General features: G+C 66.4%; 16 protein-coding genes and 1 tRNA gene. 4 read left to right on the forward strand and 13 right to left on the reverse strand.

Annotated elements, in window-relative coordinates; all coding sequences use genetic code 11:
• Nucleotides 1–3 precede the first annotated feature (3 nt).
• Nucleotides 4–1,008, reverse strand: coding sequence for an alpha/beta fold hydrolase (locus tag AC07OK_RS04985; RefSeq protein WP_494689239.1), 1,005 nt, complete (start codon nucleotides 1,006–1,008; stop codon nucleotides 4–6).
• Complete coding sequence (locus tag AC07OK_RS04990; RefSeq protein ID WP_494689240.1) at nucleotides 1,005–1,424, reverse strand: Ohr family peroxiredoxin; 420 nt, start codon at nucleotides 1,422–1,424, stop codon at nucleotides 1,005–1,007. The genes AC07OK_RS04985 and AC07OK_RS04990 overlap by 4 nt, the downstream gene beginning before the upstream one ends.
• A gap of 156 nt (nucleotides 1,425–1,580) precedes the next feature.
• Here AC07OK_RS04990 and AC07OK_RS04995 point away from each other — a divergent pair, with 156 nt between their 5' ends.
• Nucleotides 1,581–2,051 carry a MarR family winged helix-turn-helix transcriptional regulator gene (locus AC07OK_RS04995; RefSeq protein ID WP_494689241.1) on the forward strand — a complete coding sequence of 157 codons (471 nt, stop codon included), beginning with the start codon at nucleotides 1,581–1,583 and terminating at the stop codon, nucleotides 2,049–2,051.
• Nucleotides 2,052–2,189: 138 nt separating this feature from the next.
• Here the strand turns inward: AC07OK_RS04995 and AC07OK_RS05000 are convergent.
• Nucleotides 2,190–2,263, reverse strand: a tRNA-Gly gene (locus AC07OK_RS05000).
• A 128-nt stretch (nucleotides 2,264–2,391) separates the two neighbouring features.
• The gene (locus tag AC07OK_RS05005; protein ID WP_494689242.1) at nucleotides 2,392–2,973 is read right to left on the reverse strand and encodes an FxDxF family PEP-CTERM protein; all 582 of its coding nucleotides are present in this window, start codon (nucleotides 2,971–2,973) and stop codon (nucleotides 2,392–2,394) included.
• A gap of 451 nt (nucleotides 2,974–3,424) precedes the next feature.
• On the opposite strand from AC07OK_RS05005, the gene AC07OK_RS05010 reads away from it, so the two are divergent.
• Entirely contained in the window at nucleotides 3,425–5,080 is a 1,656-nt protein-coding gene (locus AC07OK_RS05010) for a methyl-accepting chemotaxis protein (protein ID WP_494689243.1), read from the forward strand.
• A 39-nt stretch (nucleotides 5,081–5,119) separates the two neighbouring features.
• On the opposite strand, the gene AC07OK_RS05015 is transcribed toward AC07OK_RS05010, so the two are convergent.
• The 5 genes from AC07OK_RS05015 to AC07OK_RS05035 all read right to left on the reverse strand — a co-directional run bounded on the left by AC07OK_RS05015 (nucleotide 5,120) and on the right by AC07OK_RS05035 (nucleotide 9,063).
• The gene (locus AC07OK_RS05015) at nucleotides 5,120–6,211 is read right to left on the reverse strand and encodes an SMP-30/gluconolactonase/LRE family protein (protein WP_494689244.1); all 1,092 of its coding nucleotides are present in this window, start codon (nucleotides 6,209–6,211) and stop codon (nucleotides 5,120–5,122) included.
• Between the two features lie 107 nt (nucleotides 6,212–6,318).
• A complete protein-coding gene (locus tag AC07OK_RS05020; RefSeq protein WP_494689245.1) occupies nucleotides 6,319–6,981 on the reverse strand; it encodes a DUF799 domain-containing protein in 663 nt (220 codons plus the stop codon).
• Nucleotide 6,982: 1 nt separating this feature from the next.
• Nucleotides 6,983–7,351 (reverse strand): DUF4810 domain-containing protein, encoded by a 369-nt coding sequence (locus tag AC07OK_RS05025; RefSeq protein ID WP_494689246.1) that lies wholly within the window; start codon nucleotides 7,349–7,351, stop codon nucleotides 6,983–6,985.
• Nucleotides 7,352–7,359: 8 nt separating this feature from the next.
• Nucleotides 7,360–8,043, reverse strand: a complete 684-nt coding sequence (locus AC07OK_RS05030; RefSeq protein ID WP_494689380.1) for a CsgG/HfaB family protein — start codon at nucleotides 8,041–8,043, stop codon at nucleotides 7,360–7,362.
• A gap of 99 nt (nucleotides 8,044–8,142) precedes the next feature.
• On the reverse strand, nucleotides 8,143–9,063 hold the full coding sequence (locus tag AC07OK_RS05035; protein ID WP_494689247.1) for a LysR substrate-binding domain-containing protein: 921 nt from the start codon (nucleotides 9,061–9,063) through the stop codon (nucleotides 8,143–8,145).
• A 122-nt stretch (nucleotides 9,064–9,185) separates the two neighbouring features.
• Here AC07OK_RS05035 and AC07OK_RS05040 point away from each other — a divergent pair, with 122 nt between their 5' ends.
• Both AC07OK_RS05040 and AC07OK_RS05045 read left to right on the forward strand, forming a co-directional pair.
• Nucleotides 9,186–9,581, forward strand: coding sequence for a tautomerase family protein (locus AC07OK_RS05040; RefSeq protein WP_494689248.1), 396 nt, complete (start codon nucleotides 9,186–9,188; stop codon nucleotides 9,579–9,581).
• Complete coding sequence (locus tag AC07OK_RS05045; RefSeq protein ID WP_494689249.1) at nucleotides 9,578–10,147, forward strand: DUF4865 family protein; 570 nt, start codon at nucleotides 9,578–9,580, stop codon at nucleotides 10,145–10,147. The genes AC07OK_RS05040 and AC07OK_RS05045 overlap by 4 nt, the downstream gene beginning before the upstream one ends.
• On the opposite strand, the gene AC07OK_RS05050 is transcribed toward AC07OK_RS05045, so the two are convergent.
• The 4 genes from AC07OK_RS05050 to AC07OK_RS05065 all read right to left on the reverse strand — a co-directional run bounded on the left by AC07OK_RS05050 (nucleotide 10,133) and on the right by AC07OK_RS05065 (nucleotide 15,896).
• Nucleotides 10,133–11,590, reverse strand: coding sequence for a flagellin N-terminal helical domain-containing protein (locus AC07OK_RS05050; protein ID WP_494689250.1), 1,458 nt, complete (start codon nucleotides 11,588–11,590; stop codon nucleotides 10,133–10,135). The two genes, AC07OK_RS05045 and AC07OK_RS05050, sit on opposite strands and share 15 nt — an antisense overlap.
• 95 nt (nucleotides 11,591–11,685) lie before the next feature.
• Nucleotides 11,686–11,928, reverse strand: coding sequence for a hypothetical protein (locus AC07OK_RS05055; protein WP_494689251.1), 243 nt, complete (start codon nucleotides 11,926–11,928; stop codon nucleotides 11,686–11,688).
• A 79-nt stretch (nucleotides 11,929–12,007) separates the two neighbouring features.
• A complete protein-coding gene (locus AC07OK_RS05060) occupies nucleotides 12,008–13,603 on the reverse strand; it encodes an SEL1-like repeat protein (protein WP_494689252.1) in 1,596 nt (531 codons plus the stop codon).
• 19 nt (nucleotides 13,604–13,622) lie between these two features.
• Nucleotides 13,623–15,896: a putative bifunctional diguanylate cyclase/phosphodiesterase gene (locus AC07OK_RS05065; RefSeq protein WP_494689381.1), complete on the reverse strand. Its 2,274-nt coding sequence runs from the start codon at nucleotides 15,894–15,896 to the stop codon at nucleotides 13,623–13,625.

A 15,896-nucleotide genomic window follows, 5' to 3' on the forward strand; every position in this document is an offset into this window, starting at 1 on the left:
GCGCTAGTAAGCGTCGACGTCGATCACGGCCTGGGCGAACGCCTGCGGCGCTTCCTGCGGCAGGTTGTGGCCCACGCCCTTGATGACGCGGTGCGTGCGCCTGCCGGAGAAGCGGGCGGCATAGCCCTGTCCATCGGTGGCCGGCGCCACGCCGTCGCTGTCGCCGTCGAGCGTGATGGTCGGCACGGCGATCACCGGGCCGGCGGCCAGTTGCCGTTCCAGCGCGTCGTATTTCGGATCGCCCTGCTCCACGCTCAGGCGCCAGCGGTAGTTGTGGATCACGATGGCGATGTAGTCCGGGTTGTCGAACGACGCCGCGCTGCGCTCGAAGGTGGCCTGGTCAAAGCGCCACTGCGGCGAGTTGGCCTGCCATATCAGCCTGGCGAACTCGCGGCGGTTGGCCTGGTAGCCCGCCTTGCCACGTTCGGTGGCGAAGTAGAACTGATACCACCAGCCGTGCTCCACCTGCGGCGACAGGGGCAGCCGGTTGCGCTCGCGGTTGTTGATCAGATAGCCGTTCACCGACACCATCGCCTTGCAGCGCTGCGGCCACAAGGCGGCGATGATGTTGGCCGTGCGCGCGCCCCAGTCATAGCCGGCCAGGATCGCCTTCTCAATCTTCAGCGCGTCCATCAGCGCGATGATGTCCAGCGCCACCGCCGCCTGCTGGCCGTTGCGGAAGGTGGCGTCCGACAGGAAGCGCGTGCTGCCGTGGCCGCGTAGATGCGGCACGATCACCCGGTAGCCCTGCGCTGCCAACAGCGGCGCCACCTCGGCGAAACTGTGTATATCGTATGGCCAGCCGTGCAGCAGCAGCACCGGCTTGCCGTCGGCCGGACCGGCTTCGTAGTAACCGACATCGAGCTCGCCGGCGCGGATTTGCCTGATCGGCGCCAGCGGCTGCGGTCCCTCGGCGGCGTGTGCCAGCGCGGCGAACGGCAGTTCGGTGGCGGCCAGACCGACGGCCGCCAGGGCGCCGGTCAATAGAGTGCGGCGCCCGGTATTCATGCCACCAGCGCCAGCTCGACGTGGATCTTGCCCAGCGCCAGCTTGGAGTACGGGCAGATCTTGTCTGCCGCGTCCACCACCGCCTGGGCCACGACGCGCTCCAGGCCCGGCAGGCTGACGTTCAGGCGCGCTTGCAGCAGGTAGTCGTCGCCGGTGGTGCCCAGGTCGACTTCGGCGTCCACCGCCAGGTCCGGCGGCAGCTGCACTTTCATCGCCCGCGCGGCCAGGCCCATCGAGCCGATGAAGCAGGCCGACCAGCCGGCCGCGAACAGCTGCTCGGGATTGCTGCCCTGGCCGTTGCTGCCGGGCGAGGACAGCTTGAGGTCCAGGCGGCCGTCGCTGCTGCGGACGCTGCCATCGCGGCCGCCGGTGGTGTGGGTCTTGCCGGTGTACAGTACTTTGTCGATGTTGATCATGGCGGAGGTTCTCAAATTTGGTGGCGGAGGATTTATATCGCATCCGATGCAATCGGATGGGATGAATAATAACCCAACCAAAAACAAAGTCAAGCAGTTCCGATCAAATCGTATGCGATGTATAATGGACGGCATCCAGCTCAAGAAGGAAACGCCATGACCGCCAACGCCCCCGCCCAACCGACCACCCGCAAGCTGGCCGACTTCCTGTGTTTTTCGATCTACTCCGCCAACCTGGCGTTCGGCCGCGCCTACCGTCCCATCCTGGACGAGTTGGGCCTGACCTACACGCAGTACATCGCCATCATCGCGCTGTGGGAGCAGGACAACCAGACCGTGAGCGGCCTGGGCGAGAAACTGTTCCTGGAATCGAACACGTTGACGCCCATCCTGAAGAAGCTGGAAGCGATGGGCTATCTGCGCCGCGCGCGCGATCCGGGCGACGAGCGCCAGGTGCTGGTCAGCCTGACCGACGCCGGCCGGGCGCTGCGCGAACGGGGACTGGAGATGAACCTGGTGGAGGCCTGCGGCCTGACGCCGGATGAATTCACCGTCGTGCAACAGGCCGTCGCCACCCTGCGCGACAGCCTGATCAAAGCGAGCGCCGGCCGGCCCGCGCGGCCCTGAAACGGTGTAAATTATTTATATAATATCGAGCGGCGGCGCGCGGCCAGGCCGCCAGGCCCAGGCTGGCCAGCATCACTACAGTGTTTTTTTGCGGAAAAAAAATAGCGCCAGAGCCTGGCGCCAAGTCTTTGCTTTGAGTGGAGCGGGTGAAGGGAATCGAACCCTCGTCGTAAGCTTGGGAAGCTTCTGCTCTACCATTGAGCTACACCCGCGTGCCACGCATTCTACGCGGGATTGCCCGTAATTGACAACATTGCGGCACGCGGGCTGATTAAACGCGAATGCCCCGGCGAGCGGGGCATTCGATCCTACCGGACAGGCGCGCAGCCTGCCAGTGGGGTTACTTGGCGGCGCGGCGGCGTGCGGCGAAGCCGACCAGGCCCAGGCCTGCCAGCAGCATGGCGTAGGTTTCTGGTTCCGGCACTGGCGTCGTCAAGAGTTGCGTGAACTTGACCGAGTTGCCATTCGTCAATGCGTTGACATGCAGCTGGAAGCCGCTGAAGTCGCTCAGGGCCGTGTTGTTGAAGGTCCACTTGGCGGTTTCGCCATCGGTAAATCGGCCGGCGTTATTGGCCGGCTGGAACTTCACTGCCGTGGCGGACAGGCCGTGATTCGCCAGCGAGATGTTGCTGCCGGCAGCAGCGCTAAAGTTGACTGGCGCGCTGGTCTTCTTATTGAGAAATTCCAGGTCGAATACGAAGGGGTTAGTCACGTTGAGCGCGTTGTTCCAGTTGGCTGACAGGGTCCACACCGTGTTGCCAGCCAATTCGGTAATCGTCAGGTGAGCCATGTCCTGGTTGGCGAAACCGGCGAGGTTGCTTTTGCCCAGAATGATGGTTTCAGTTGCGGCGAAGGCGGCCGGTGCCGAACCAATTGCAGCGGCAAATGCAAACGCGGCGATTGCAATTTTCGAGAATTTCAAGGTAGTCCTCTTTTAGTAGTGATTGCGCTGCAATGGATAGGCGTGAAATGAAACAGCAGGCCAGTGATGCAAATATACCATGAAACTTGTGAAAATTGGAACTTACTTTCAAATAAATAATTTACGTGTCCCATGAGTAACCTTTGTGTTGTAAAAAAGTGCCACGCTATTTTTCTGGTACCGATGTCCGAGACGCCCCCTGTCCAGCGACAAGTGGTCCTCATCGCGATACACCATCTTGTAGCGAAACAGTGATGGGCCACTCGACTGCCTGCGCCCGCCATTTTATGCGCCCCGGCGCAGCTCGGGCGCTAACCCGGCGAACGCGGCACTGGGCCGCGACCACGCACGCCGTTGCGCCCCTACAAAAATCATAGCATTTGAGAAATAGTTGACACCTGAATCTGTTAGGATGCTAGCCACCTCGACAACCCCATGCACAGGATCGCCCATGCGCAGCACCTCCCCAGCGACCGGCCGCGAAACCGTCCTTGAAGACGGCAAGCCCATCGTCACCACCACCGACCTCCAGGGCCGCCTGACCTACGCCAATTCCACCTTCATCCAGGCCAGCGGTTACGCCGACGACGCACTGGGCGGCCGTCCGCAGACCTCGCTCTACCATGGCGACATGCCGCCCGACGTGGATGCCGACATGTGGCGCACCGTGCTGTCGGGCCAGCCTTGGCGCGGCCTGGTCAAGTATCGCTGCCAGGACGGCGGCCACTTCTGGTGCATCGCCAACGTCACGCCGGTGATAGAAAAGGGCAAGACCACCGGCTTGATGTCGGTCTGCACCAAGCCCAAGCGCGAACAGATCCAGGACGCCGAACAGCTCTACCGCACCGTCAAGGGCAGCAATCCGGACGGCATCCGCATCGTGCGCGGCGGCGCTGCCGCGCGCGGCTGGCGCCGCTGGACCCAGGCGCTGCGCGACATCACGCTGGCGCAACGGCTGTCGCTATGCTTCGGCGGCATGGCCGTGCTGGGACTGGCGATCGCCAGCCACGCCGTCTGGCCCTATGCCGACAGCGCCCTGCACTGGCAGGCGCTGCTGATGGTGGCGCTGGCCCTGTACAGCTGGCGCAACCTGCACCTGGCGGTGGTCGCGCCGATCAAGGCCAGCATCGAGGCGGCCCGCATCCTGGCCGGCGGCGACCTGACCACCCGCATGGCGGTCGACCGCCACGACGAGCTGGGCCAGCTGCAAGCGTTCGTGCGCCAGTTGAACCTGAACCTGGCGTCGATCCTGGTCGACATCCGCAGCAACTTCACCCTGACCCGCAGCACCACCACCCAGGTGCGCGCGGCCAATGCCGACCTGTCGGCGCGCACCGAGGCGCAGGCGGCCAACCTGGAGCAGACCTCGGCGCACATGGGCCAGATCACCGGCACCGTCAGCCAGACCGCCGACAACGTCAACACCGCCAGCGGCGTGGCGAGCGAGGCGACCGCGCTGGCCGAACGCACCGGCGTGGCGGTCACGCAGGTGGTGGCCGCGATGAACGACATCCGCGCCTCGTCGAGCCAGATCGTCGACATCATCAGCCTGATCGACGGCATCGCCTTCCAGACCAACATCCTGTCGCTGAACGCGGCGGTGGAGGCGGCGCGCGCCGGCGAGAGCGGGCGCGGCTTCGCGGTGGTGGCCGGCGAGGTGCGCAACCTGGCCCAGCGCAGCGCCGCCGCCGCCAAGGAGATCAAGACCCTGATCGACGCCTCGGCCGGCAAGATCGCGATCGGCGCCGGCATGGCCAGCGCGGCGGGACAGGACATGGACGCGGTGATCGCCGCCATCGGCCGGGTGGCCGCCATCATGGGCGACATCAGCGGCTCGACGCGCGAACAGAGCAGCGGCGTCAACCAGGTCAAGGACGCCATCATGCAACTGGACGAGGTCACCCGCCAGAACGCCCTGATGGTCGAGGAAGCCTCGGCCGCCACCGGCGTGCTGGACGTGCAGGCGCAGGCCGTGGCCAGGGCGCTGGAAGTGTTCAAGCTGCCGCCGCAGGGCAAGCCGGGCAAGGCGTCCGCCAATCTGGCGCTGATCGCCCCGCAGCGCGCGCGGCCGGAACGCGGCGCGCCCCCAATCGCCCGCCGCGCCTGACGCCCGAGGCGCGACCACCGGGCAGATCGAGCGTACACTTCAGCGCTTGACCCAGCCGATGCTGCCGGCGCCGACGTTGTGGAGGTATAGCCGCCCGGCCGTCTCGGTGGCGCCGGTGGTCACCGGCGAGGCGCCGCTCGGGTCCTGCAGGTCGGCGACGATGCGGCCGTCCTCGGTGAACGCCAGCACATGGCCGTAAGGCTTGGGCTCGGGCCACAGCGCGCGCGGCACGCGCAGCATCAGCTTGCGCAGCCAGGGCTGGTCGGCCATCTGGTCGAGATCGTTGCGCGGGCCGGACAGGCCGAGCCAGATGCGCCCCTCGGCGCCGCGCACCAGGTTGTCCGGGTAACCGGGCAGGTTATCGAGCAGCACCTGCGCCTGCGGCGACGCCACCCGCACATCCAGCCCGGCGGCGTCGACGGCGATCTTCCAGACCCGGTACTTGCCGCTCTCGCTCACGTACAGCCAGCGCTGGTCGCCGCTCAGCAACACGCCGTTGGAAAAGCTCAGGCCGCCGGCCACCACCCGCGCGGCCTTGCCGGCCGGATCGTATTCCAGCACGCGGCCGGTCGACGATTGTTCCAGCACGTCCAGCATGGCCGCCTCCATCGTGTCGCGCCGGACCGGGGCGAAGCGCTGCGAGGCGTCGCTGAAGTAGATCTTGCCGTTGGCCGCCACCGCCACGCCGTCGGCAAAGCGGATCGTCTCGCCGTCGACGTGGTCCGCCAGCACGCTGACGCTGCGGTCCGGCGCCACCGACAGCAAGCCCTTGACGGCGTCGGCCACGATCAGCTGGCCGGCACGGTCGAAGTCCAGGCCCAGCGGCCGGCCGCCGGTGTCGGCATAGGTTTCCAGCGCACTGCCGTCGGCGTTCATGCGCAGGATCTTGCCGCTGGCGACGCCGGTGTAGAGCTTGCCGTCGGGTCCGGCCAACACATGCTCGGGCCCCACTTCGCCGCCCAGCGCAAGCTGCTGCGCGCCAGCCAGGCGCTGGTTGACCGCATGGACGCCCGTATAGCCGGGCGGCGTGGGCGCGCTCCAGCTGACCGGCACGATGGGCACCGGCCACAGGGCGAGATAAGCGGCGACGAGCAATGCGGCAAACATGGACACCTTGGCGATTTTTTTCATGGTGCGCCCAGTCTACGCAATCTTGATCCAGAATGCCAAAGCCTGTTGCAGTCCGCAGAGGTAGGCCGCCGCAGGCAATGCCGGTCGCCAAGGGCCAGCCGTCAAGCTTAGGGCTTCAGGTAGTTTTCCGAACGCGGACCATACAGCATGCCGTTGGGCATGCCGGCCGACAGCAGGCGCGCGCTGGCCACGCCGGCCACCGGATGCGAAGCGTCGGTGGTGCTGGCGATGATCTGCTTGACCGCGGCCGCCACCAGCGCGCCGACCAGGCCGCCGCCACCGCTGTTGCCGCCCTCGTTGTTGGAGGCTGACGCGGTGCCGGCCCACAGCAGGTTGCCGGTCTTCAGGTCGACCAGTTTGGCGTTGGCCGTCACCAGCACCACGCTGTTGAGCACGTTGTAGCTGGCGCCGTAGTTGGTGATGGTCACATACATCGCGGCGTCGGCGCCGAAGATCTCGTTGAGCTTCTTGGCGTCGACCGCGTGGATGTCGGCCGCGCTGGTCAGGCCGTTCTGCTTGAAGGTCTCGCCCACCAGCGCCACCGGCAGCACGTAGTAGCCGGCCTCGGCCAGCGGATACGTCACTTGCGCGTAGAAGCTGTTGCCGGCGTTGACCTCCGGCGAATTGTTCAGCGGCGGCAGCACCACGATGGAACGCGGCTTGGCGGCCTTGAAGGCGGTATAGTCATACGGCGCCTTCGGCGTGGCGCAGCCGACGATCAGCGCGGCCGGCAGTACACAGACGGCCAGTTTCAGGATACGGTTCAGCATATCAGTTCACACCCTTGTTCATTTTTGCCAGCAGGAAGTCCATATACGTCGCCGATTCCGGGAACAGTTTTTTCTCGTCCTCGAACTGCGCCACGACCTGGTCCGGCTTGCCGGCGATCGAGTACAGCATGCCCAGGTGGGCATGGAAGCCCGGCGGCGCGGACTTGCCCTTGGCGCTCATGGTTTGCAGGTCTTTCTCCAGCACGGCGATCTGCTGGTCCGGGCTCTCGCCCTTCAGGTGCTGGTACACCTGCGGCTGATAGCCTTCCCAGCCGTACAGGGTTTTGGGCGCCGAGGCGCAGCCGCTCAGGGTCGCGCCGCCTGCCAGCGCCAGCATCAGGGCCGCGCTCTTGATCATGGTGGTTTTCATGGCTGGCCTTATTGTTTGCGGGTCATGACGCCGGCGTCGACGCCGGCCACCAGACGGTCCACCGCTTCGCGCACGGCCAGGTCCAGCACCTTGCCGTTGAGCGTGGCGTCGTAGCTGGCGGTGCCGCCAAAGCCCAGCACTTCACGGTTGGACAGGCTGTACTCGCCCGCGCCCTGGCTGGAATACACCACTTCCGAGGTGGCGATGTTGACCACGTTGAGCGTGACCTTGGCGTACGCCACCTGGGTCTTGCCGCGGCCCATGATGCCGAACAATTGGTGGTCGCCCACTTCCTTGCGGCCGAACTCGGTCACGTCGCCGGTGATGATGAAATCGGCGCCCTTGATGTTCTGGCTTTGTTTCTTGAATTCGGCTTCCTGCTTGGATTCCGACAGGTTGTCGCGGTCCAGCACGTTGAAGCGGTTGGTCTGCTGCAAATGCGAAATCAGGATGGTCTTCGACTGGCTACCCAGGCGGTCGACGCCGTCCGAGAAGATGCCGCGCATGAAGCTGGAGCGGTTGTCGAACTTGCCGACCGCGACCAGGGTGCGGGCGCCGGTGTACGGACGGGCGGCGCTGGCCACGGTCGGCACGGCCAAGGCCTGCGAACTTTCAGTGGCGCAACCGGACAAGGCCGAGGCGATGGCGGCGGCGGCGGCGGCGGCGGCCAGGATGGCGCCGGTGTGATGCATTTTCATAGAGACCCCGAAGATAGTTTTTTATATTTCGCAACAGTGATACGTTGCAATGATTTCCAATGGGCAATTCTACGCGTTTGTTGCGCCGCCAATCTATCCAATAGTCACGGCGGCGCGCGCCAGCGCCGGCTGCGCGGCGATCGCCTGCAGCACGATGTCGTGCAGGCGCTGGGCCGGCGCGCCCAGCTCGTCCGCGCCGCGATGCAGGCGCAGGCCGATCATCGGCAACGGCGGCAGGCCGGGCTGCTCCAGCGCGCGCAAGGCCGGCGGCAGGCCGACCTGGGTGCGCACGGTCACGCCCAACCCGGCCGCCACCGCCGCCCACACGCCACCCAGGCTGGGGCTGCTGAAGGCGATGCGCCACGCGATGCCGGCCCGGTCCAGCGCATGCAGCGCGGCCGAGCGCATCATGCAGGGCGCGTCCATCATCACCAGCGGCAGCGGTTCGCCGCGCCCGCTCCAGGCCGGCCAGTCGCCGACGCCGGCCGCGCCTATCCAGCGCATCGGCAGGCGCGCCAGTTCCGGCGTGCGCGCCAAGGCCGGCGACGCCAGCGCCGGATCGCTCCAGGCCAGCGCCAGCTCCAGCCGCCCGGCCGCCATCTGCGCCATCAGGTCGGCATTGCGCGCCACGCAAGCCTCGATGCGCAGCCTGGGATGGACGCGGGCGAAGCGGCCCAGCACTTCGGTCAGGATGTGCTCGCCGAAATCCTCCTGCATGCCCAGCCGCACGCTGCCGGCCAGCTCGGCGCCGCGCACGGCGCTGGCCGCCTCGTCGTTGAGCTCCAACAGCCGGCGCGCATAGCCCAGCAGCGATTCGCCGGCCGAGGTGGTCACCATGCCGCGCCCTTCCTTGCGCAGCACCGGCATGCCCAGCTGCTCCTCCAGCTTCTTCAGCTGCGCGCTGACGGCCGAGGTGGACCGCCCCAGCCGGTCGGCCGCCTTGGCGAAGCTGCCCAGGTCGACGCCGGTGACAAAGGTGCGCAGCACATCGAGGTCAAAAGTAATTCTTCGCATAATCATCCCGAATCATCATCCCGTTTTATCGAAGCGTTCATCAAAATATTCCTGATTTTCAGGATTAAAATAGCCCTGTATCGTGGACCTGTCAATCACCCCCACCGGAGGCCATCATGCCCATGAGTCGCATTTCTCTGCTGAAAGGAAAATCGCCCGAATACCTGGCCGCGCTGTCGCACAGCCTGCACCGCGCCATGGTCGAGGCCTTCAACGTGCCGGAAAAAGACCGTTTCCAGGTCATCCAGCAGCACGAGCCGCATGAACTGGTCTTCGACCGCGACTACGAAAGCCCGGCCGGCCCGCGCTCCGACGACTTCGTGCTGATCAACATCACCACGGGCAAGCCGCGCAGCACCGAGATGAAGCAAGCCTTCTACCGCCGCCTGGTCGAACTGCTGGCCGAGGCGCCCGGCCTGCGGCCGCGGGACGTGATGGTGGTGCTGTCGAGCTCGCAGGGCGACGACTGGTCGTTCAGCGGCGGCGCCCCGGCCGCCAGCCTGTGGAGGCCGGCATGATCGCGATGCAATACAGCTTCAGCCTGCCGGCCGACTACGACATGGCCATCGTGCGCGAGCGCATCGGCAGCAAGGGGCCGCTGCTGGACCAGTTGCCCGACCTGGCCTTCAAGGCCTATCTGTACGCTGAACGGGGCGATGCGCCGGACAACCTGTACGCGCCCTTCTACCTGTGGCATAGCGAGCAAGGCATGCACGACTTCCTCAGCGGGCCCGGTTTCGCCGGCGTGGCGCAGGCTTTCGGCTGGCCGTCGGTGCGCACCTGGACGCCGTGGCACGCCAGCGTCGGCGACGCGGTGCGGCAGGCGCGCCACGCCACCCGCAGCGTCGAGGCGATCGCGCCCCACAGCGACCTGACCCAGCTGCGCCAGCGGGAAGAACTGCACGCGCGCCATGCACTGGAGTGCGGCGCGTTGGCGGTGGTGATCGGCTTCGAGCCGGGCAACTGGAGCATCGTGCGCCTGTGCCTGTGGCGCGGCGAGCCGGCCCTGCCGCCGCTGCAGCACGAGCAGCGCTACCGGGTCGGCCACGTGTCGGCGCCGGGGATGGCGCTAGCGCAGCAGTAACAGCGCGCCGCTCGGCTGGGCGTTGGCCTGGGCCAGCATCGAGGCGCCGGCCTGGCGCAGGATGCTGGCGCGGGTCAGTTGCGCCGTCTCGCTGGCGTAGTCGGTGTCGCGGATGCGCGAGCGCGCCGCCGCCAGGTTGTTGGCGCCGCTTTCGGCGTTGCTGGCCGCCGCCGACAGCCGGTTGCTGGCCGCGCCCAGCAGGGCGCGCAGGCCGGTCACCTCGTCGATCTTGCCGTCGTAGTAGGCCAGCGCGTCGGATGCGCCGGTGTAATTGCTCAGGTCCTGCACCGGTTCGCCGCCGCTGTACACCTCCTGCTGCACCGCCACCGGCGGCCCGACCACGACCGAGGCCTGCCGGCCCGCGCTCAGGCCCGCCGCCGCCGGATTGGCGCCGGCGATGGACATCGAGTGCGGGCCCGACCGCACCGCTTCGGTCACGGTGACCGTCCCCTTGTTCGCCCCCAAGCCCAGGCCCAGCGAGGCGACGCTGCCGGGGTTGGTTTCGGAGATGACGATATCGCGGCCGTCGCCGGCGCTGAGCGTCAGCGTGCCGCCGGCGGCGCTGGCCGTCACGCCGCTGGCGCCGGCGGCCGCGCTGATGGCGCCGGCGGCGTTGGCGGCCCGGATCGCGGCGGTGTTGCCGGCGATGGCGCCAATGTTGACGCCGTTGATGGAAAAGCTGGCCGCCGCCAGCGCGCCGTTGGCGCCGACCGCACCGGACACCGTGGTGGCGGCACTGGCCGTCACATTGCGCACATTGGCGGCGTTGATGGCGGCCGCCACCGCAAAGGCGCTGCTGGCGCCCTGCCCCGGCTGCGCCCCGGCCGCCGACGCCCCCACCGCCGCGCCATTGATGACCACATCGCCATAGCCGATCGCCGCCAGCACCGGCGTGCCGGCCGCCGTGGCCTGCTCCGGCGCGACGTTGGCCGTTGCCTGGTTGTAGCCGATCGGCACCAGGGCGGGCGGGATGGACAAGGTCAGCGTCTGGTTCGCCCCGGCGCCGATCTGCAACTGCTGCGAGAACGACCCGTCGAGCAAGCTCTGGTTGTTAAAGCGGGCGCCGGCGACGATGTCCACGTTGGAGGCGACCAGCGCATTCACCTCGTTCTGGATGGCGGCGCGGTCGGTCTTGCTGTTGCTGTCGTTGGCGGCCTGCACCGCCAGCTCGCGCATGCGCTGGAAATTGTCCAGCAACTGGCCGGCCGCGCCATCGGCCACCTGGATCAGGGAAATGCCGTCGTTGATGTTTTGCCGCGCCTGGCGCAAGCCGTTGATGCCGGCGCTCATGCGCTCGCTGATGGCCAGCCCGGCGGCGTCGTCGCGCGCCGAATTGATGCGCTGGCCGCTCGAGAGTTTTTGCAGCCGCACAGCCATCTCCTCGCCCGACAGCGCATAGCTGCGCTGGGCGTTCAGGGAGGAGAGGTTGGTATTGATCTGCATGTCGCCGATACTCGCTGCCATCTCGGAACGATGGTTGATGATTATCTAACGGCAACAAAACGCGGGACTTGAGTGGTCCCCCGTCAAAGAAACGCTTACTTGATGGTGTAGGGCGAGGCCTGGCCGCGCGTATCGCGGTCGTAGTCGGAGCCTTCTGTGGCCGAGACCGCCTGGCCCGTGCCCTTGGAGGGGATGCGGGTACCGGTCAGCGGACGCGCCTGGGACGGCTTGGCGGCCGGTGCCGAAGCGTCGGCCTGGACGATAGGCTGCTCGGTGGTGGCGCAGGCGGTCAGGCCGACGAGGCTGGCGAGCATGGCAGCGGTCAAAAATTTATTCATGAGACACCCTATGTTTTAGTTAATATTTAGATATTATCTATAAAATAACTAAGGTGTCTATCGCTGTTACAGAATAATTTTAACCAGGCAGCAATTCCAGCCGTTCGCGGGCCTGGGCCAGCTGCGTGCTGTCCATGCGGGCGGCGGCATTTTTCAGGTAGCGGCCGGCGGCGGCGTAGCCGCCGCGCTCGGCCATCGCCAGCCACATCCAGGCCTGCCCGATATCGGCGCGCACGCCCTGGCCGACCATGAACATCAGCCCCAGGTTGAACTGCGCGCGCGCATGGCCCTGGCCGGCGGCCTTCAGGTACCAGTGGTGGGCCTGCGCATAATCCTGCGCCAGGCCCTGGCCGTTGTCGAAGCGCAGGCCCAGCGTGAACTGCGCCAGCGCGTGCCCCAGCTCGGCCGCCTTGGCGTACCAGCCATTGGCCTGGGCGCAATCGGGTTGCGGACCGTCGTCCTTGTCGAACAGCAGGCCCAGGCTGTACTGGGCCGCCGCGTAATCCTGCTCGGCGGCGCGGCGATACCAGGCCATCGCCTTGCGGTCGTCGCGCGGCACGCCGCCTCCCGTTTCATAGCGCAGGCCGAGGTCGAACTGGGCCCGCAGATGTCCCTGGTCGGCCGCCTTGCGGTACCAGAAGATCGCCTCCTGGTGATCCTGCACCACGCCGTGGCCGGCGTCGTACAGCATGCCCAGGTGGTACTGCGCGCCGGGGAAGCCCTGCTCGGCCGCCTTGCGGTACCAGAACTGCGCCTGCTCGTAATCCTGCGCCACGCCCTGGCCGTGATCGTAGCGCAAGCCCAGATTGTTCTGCGCCGCAGCGTGGCCCTGCTCGGCCGCCTTGCGATACCAGTCCAGCGCCTTCTGCTCGTCGCGCGGCACGCCCTGGCCGTTGTCGTAGATCAGGCCCAGGTTGAACTGCGAGCTGGCGTGGTCCTGCTCGGCCGCGCGGCGGTACCACAGGATGGCCTTCTGGCTGTCCTGCGCGATGCCGTCGCCCTTGTCGAAGCGCAGCGCCAGGTTGAACTGCGCCGGCGCGTAGCCCTGGTCGGCCGCCTTGCGGTACCAGGACATCGCCTGGCCCACGTCCTGCGGCACGCCCTGGCCGTTGTCGTAGCGCAGGCCGAGGTTGAACTGCGCGCGCGGATAGCCCTGCTCGGCCGCCTTGCGGTACCAGGCGATGGCCTGCTTGAAGTCCTGCGGCACGCCCTTGCCGGTGTCGTACATCATGCCGAGATTGTTTTGCGCGCCGGCGTCGCCCTGGTCGGCCGCCTTGCTGAACCAGTGCATGGCCTTGTGCGTGTCGGCGTCCAGACCCTGGCCCTTGGCGTACAGCCAGCCCAGGTTGTACTGCGCGGCGGCGTAGCCCTGCTCCGCCGCCAGCTGGTACCACGCCGCCGCTTCCTGGTAATTCTGCTCGACGCCCTGGCCCTTCTGGTACATCACGCCCAGATTGTACTGCGCGTGTTCGAGGCCGGAGTGCGCGGCCTGGCGATACCAGACCACCGCCAGCTCGTAGCTCTGCGCCACGCCCTGGCCGTTGAAATACATGAAGCCCAGGCTGTGCTGGGCATTGGCCACGCCACGCTCGGCCAGTCCCTTGACGCGCAAGAACTCGGCGGTATAAGTGCTGCCGCTGTTGGCGTCGGCGTCGTTGGGACCGTATTTCGTCATGCTGTTTTTCTAAGCTGCGTCAGGCCTGGATCGCGACCATTGCCGGTTGGGTGTCTAGGTTGGGAACCACGTGCAGCACATGGGCCGAAGGCATCGCCGTCAGGCGCCCCTGGTCCTGCAGCACGTCCATGAAGCTGGCCAGCGAGATCGGGCGGTGGTACAGATAGCCCTGCATCGTGGTGCAGCCGTTCGCTTGCAGGTAGCGCGCCTGCACTTCGGTCTCCACGCCCTCGGCCACCAGGTGCAGGCCTAGGCCGCGCGCGATCGAGATGATCGCCAGGATCACCGGGTAGTGGCCGTTCTCGTCGTGGATCTCCTTGACGAAGGACTGGTCGATCTTGATCGTGTGGATAGGGAAGCGGTGCAGATACGACAGCGACGAATAGCCGGTGCCGAAATCGTCGATCGCCACCGACACGCCCAGCTGGCACAACTTGTTGAGCTGTTCGATCGCGTACTGCGGATTGCGGATGCAGATGTTCTCGGTGATCTCGACCTCGATCTGCGCCGGCGAAATGCCGTAGCGCGTCAGCGCGCCGCGCATCTTCTCGAAGAAGTCGCCGCGGTCCAGGTATTGCGGCGACAGGTTCAGCGACAGGCGGATCGCCTCGCCGCCGGCCGCGTTCCACTGCAGCAGGTCGCGGCACAGCGCGCCGAGCATCCAGTCGGAGATCGGCAGCATCAGGCCATTCTCTTCGGCGAACGGCAGGAACTCGCCGGCCGACAGCAGGCCGCGCTGCGGATGGTTCCAGCGCATCAGGCCCTCGGCGCCGATGATGCGGCCGCTGGCCACGTCGACCTGCGGCTGGTAGTACATTTCCAGCTCGTTCAGTTCCAGCGCCTTGCGCAGGCTCTGCTCCAGCGCGATCTTCTGGTGCGACACGTCGAGCATCGAGTTGTGATAGAAGCTGTGGCCGTTCTTGCCCAACGCCTTGACCTGGTACATGGCGATGTCGGCGTGGCGCAGCAGTTCGTCGATGGTCTCGCCGTCGCCCGGATAGATCGCGATGCCGATCGAGGCCGAGATATGCACCTCGTGGCCATCGAGGTCGAACGGTTTGTGCAGGCTTTCGAGGAATTTGTCGGCGATGGCCTTGGCGTCCTGGCGGTCGCGCAGCTCCGGCAGCACGATGGTGAATTCGTCGCCGCCCTGGCGCGCCAGGGTGTCGCCGCGGCGCAGGCAGTCCTTGAGGCGCGTGGCCACCTGCTGCAGCAGCTCGTCGCCCTTGACGTGGCCCAGCGTGTCGTTGACCAGCTTGAAGCGATCGAGGTCGACGAACATCACGGCCAGCTCGGTCAACTTGCGCTTGGCCTGGATCACGGCCAGGCCCAGACGGTCCTTGAACAGCATGCGGTTGGGCAGGTCGGTCAGGATGTCGTGGTAGGCCTGGTAGGAGATCACTTCCTCGGCGCGCTTGCGGTCGGTGATGTCGCGCGCCACGCCGTAGGTGCCGAAGAACTCATGCTTCTTCACCTCGTGGTCCGGGATGTGCATGCCGATCGCGTTGAGCGAAATCGTCATCAGCGTGTTGTTGAAGGTGCGCTCGATGCCGCTGCCGGTGTTGCACTTCAAACGCAGCTCGACGTTGCGCGAGGCCCGTTCGTCGACGCGGCGCTCGTTGAAGGCGTAGCGCGCGCGCTCCTGGTCTTCGTCGTGCACCAGCACCGAGTAGTGGCGGCCGATCAGTTCTTCGCGGGTAAAGCCCAGCAGCTGCTGCACGCGGTCGTTCACAAACGTGAACTTGCCTTCGTGGTTCAGGGTGTAGATGATGTCCGGCGAGCTGTCCACCAGGTAGCGGTACATCTTCTCGGAGTTTTCCAGCTTGGAGGCGATGCGCTCGTTGTCGATGGCCAGGCGGCGCTTTTGCAGCGCGTTCTCCACCGTCTTGAGCAGCTCCTCGCGGCTGTAAGGCTTGCGCAGGTAATCGTAGGCGCCGCGTTTCAGCGCGCCGATGGCCGCCTCGATGCCGACATCGCCGCTCATGACGATGACGTCGCCGTCGATCTCCTTGGCGTTGATGAAGTCCATGATCTCGTGGCCGCTCATGTCCGGCAGGCGCAGGTCGAGCAGAATCAGGTCGAATTTGAGCCTGGTCAGCTGGGCCAGCGCTTCGCTGCCGCAGGTCGCCGTCACCAGATGGTAGTCGCGGTCGCGCAGCAGTTCGTACAGGGATGACAGCAAACGCGGCTCGTCGTCTACGAGCAGGATGCGCGGGCAGTTGTCGGTGGAGAGGGCGACGGGGGCGTGGTCGTCCGGGGCGGCAGCGGTTAGGCTGGCTGGGTTCAGGTTCAT

Source organism: Duganella sp. GW821-FHT07G03 (assembly GCF_059418605.1).

Coding starts and splice junctions, on each gene's coding strand:
- AC07OK_RS04985 (WP_494689239.1), bottom strand. CDS start 1,008: ATGAATACCGGGCGCCGCACTCTATTGACCGGCGCCCTGGCGGCCGTC.
- AC07OK_RS04990 (WP_494689240.1), bottom strand. CDS start 1,424: ATGATCAACATCGACAAAGTACTGTACACCGGCAAGACCCACACCACC.
- AC07OK_RS04995 (WP_494689241.1), top strand. CDS start 1,581: ATGACCGCCAACGCCCCCGCCCAACCGACCACCCGCAAGCTGGCCGAC.
- AC07OK_RS05010 (WP_494689243.1), top strand. CDS start 3,425: ATGCGCAGCACCTCCCCAGCGACCGGCCGCGAAACCGTCCTTGAAGAC.
- AC07OK_RS05015 (WP_494689244.1), bottom strand. CDS start 6,211: ATGAAAAAAATCGCCAAGGTGTCCATGTTTGCCGCATTGCTCGTCGCC.
- AC07OK_RS05020 (WP_494689245.1), bottom strand. CDS start 6,981: ATGCTGAACCGTATCCTGAAACTGGCCGTCTGTGTACTGCCGGCCGCG.
- AC07OK_RS05025 (WP_494689246.1), bottom strand. CDS start 7,351: ATGAAAACCACCATGATCAAGAGCGCGGCCCTGATGCTGGCGCTGGCA.
- AC07OK_RS05030 (WP_494689380.1), bottom strand. CDS start 8,043: ATGCATCACACCGGCGCCATCCTGGCCGCCGCCGCCGCCGCCGCCGCC.
- AC07OK_RS05035 (WP_494689247.1), bottom strand. CDS start 9,063: ATGCGAAGAATTACTTTTGACCTCGATGTGCTGCGCACCTTTGTCACC.
- AC07OK_RS05040 (WP_494689248.1), top strand. CDS start 9,186: ATGAGTCGCATTTCTCTGCTGAAAGGAAAATCGCCCGAATACCTGGCC.
- AC07OK_RS05045 (WP_494689249.1), top strand. CDS start 9,578: ATGATCGCGATGCAATACAGCTTCAGCCTGCCGGCCGACTACGACATG.
- AC07OK_RS05050 (WP_494689250.1), bottom strand. CDS start 11,590: ATGCAGATCAATACCAACCTCTCCTCCCTGAACGCCCAGCGCAGCTAT.
- AC07OK_RS05055 (WP_494689251.1), bottom strand. CDS start 11,928: ATGAATAAATTTTTGACCGCTGCCATGCTCGCCAGCCTCGTCGGCCTG.
- AC07OK_RS05060 (WP_494689252.1), bottom strand. CDS start 13,603: ATGACGAAATACGGTCCCAACGACGCCGACGCCAACAGCGGCAGCACT.
- AC07OK_RS05065 (WP_494689381.1), bottom strand. CDS start 15,896: ATGAACCTGAACCCAGCCAGCCTAACCGCTGCCGCCCCGGACGACCAC.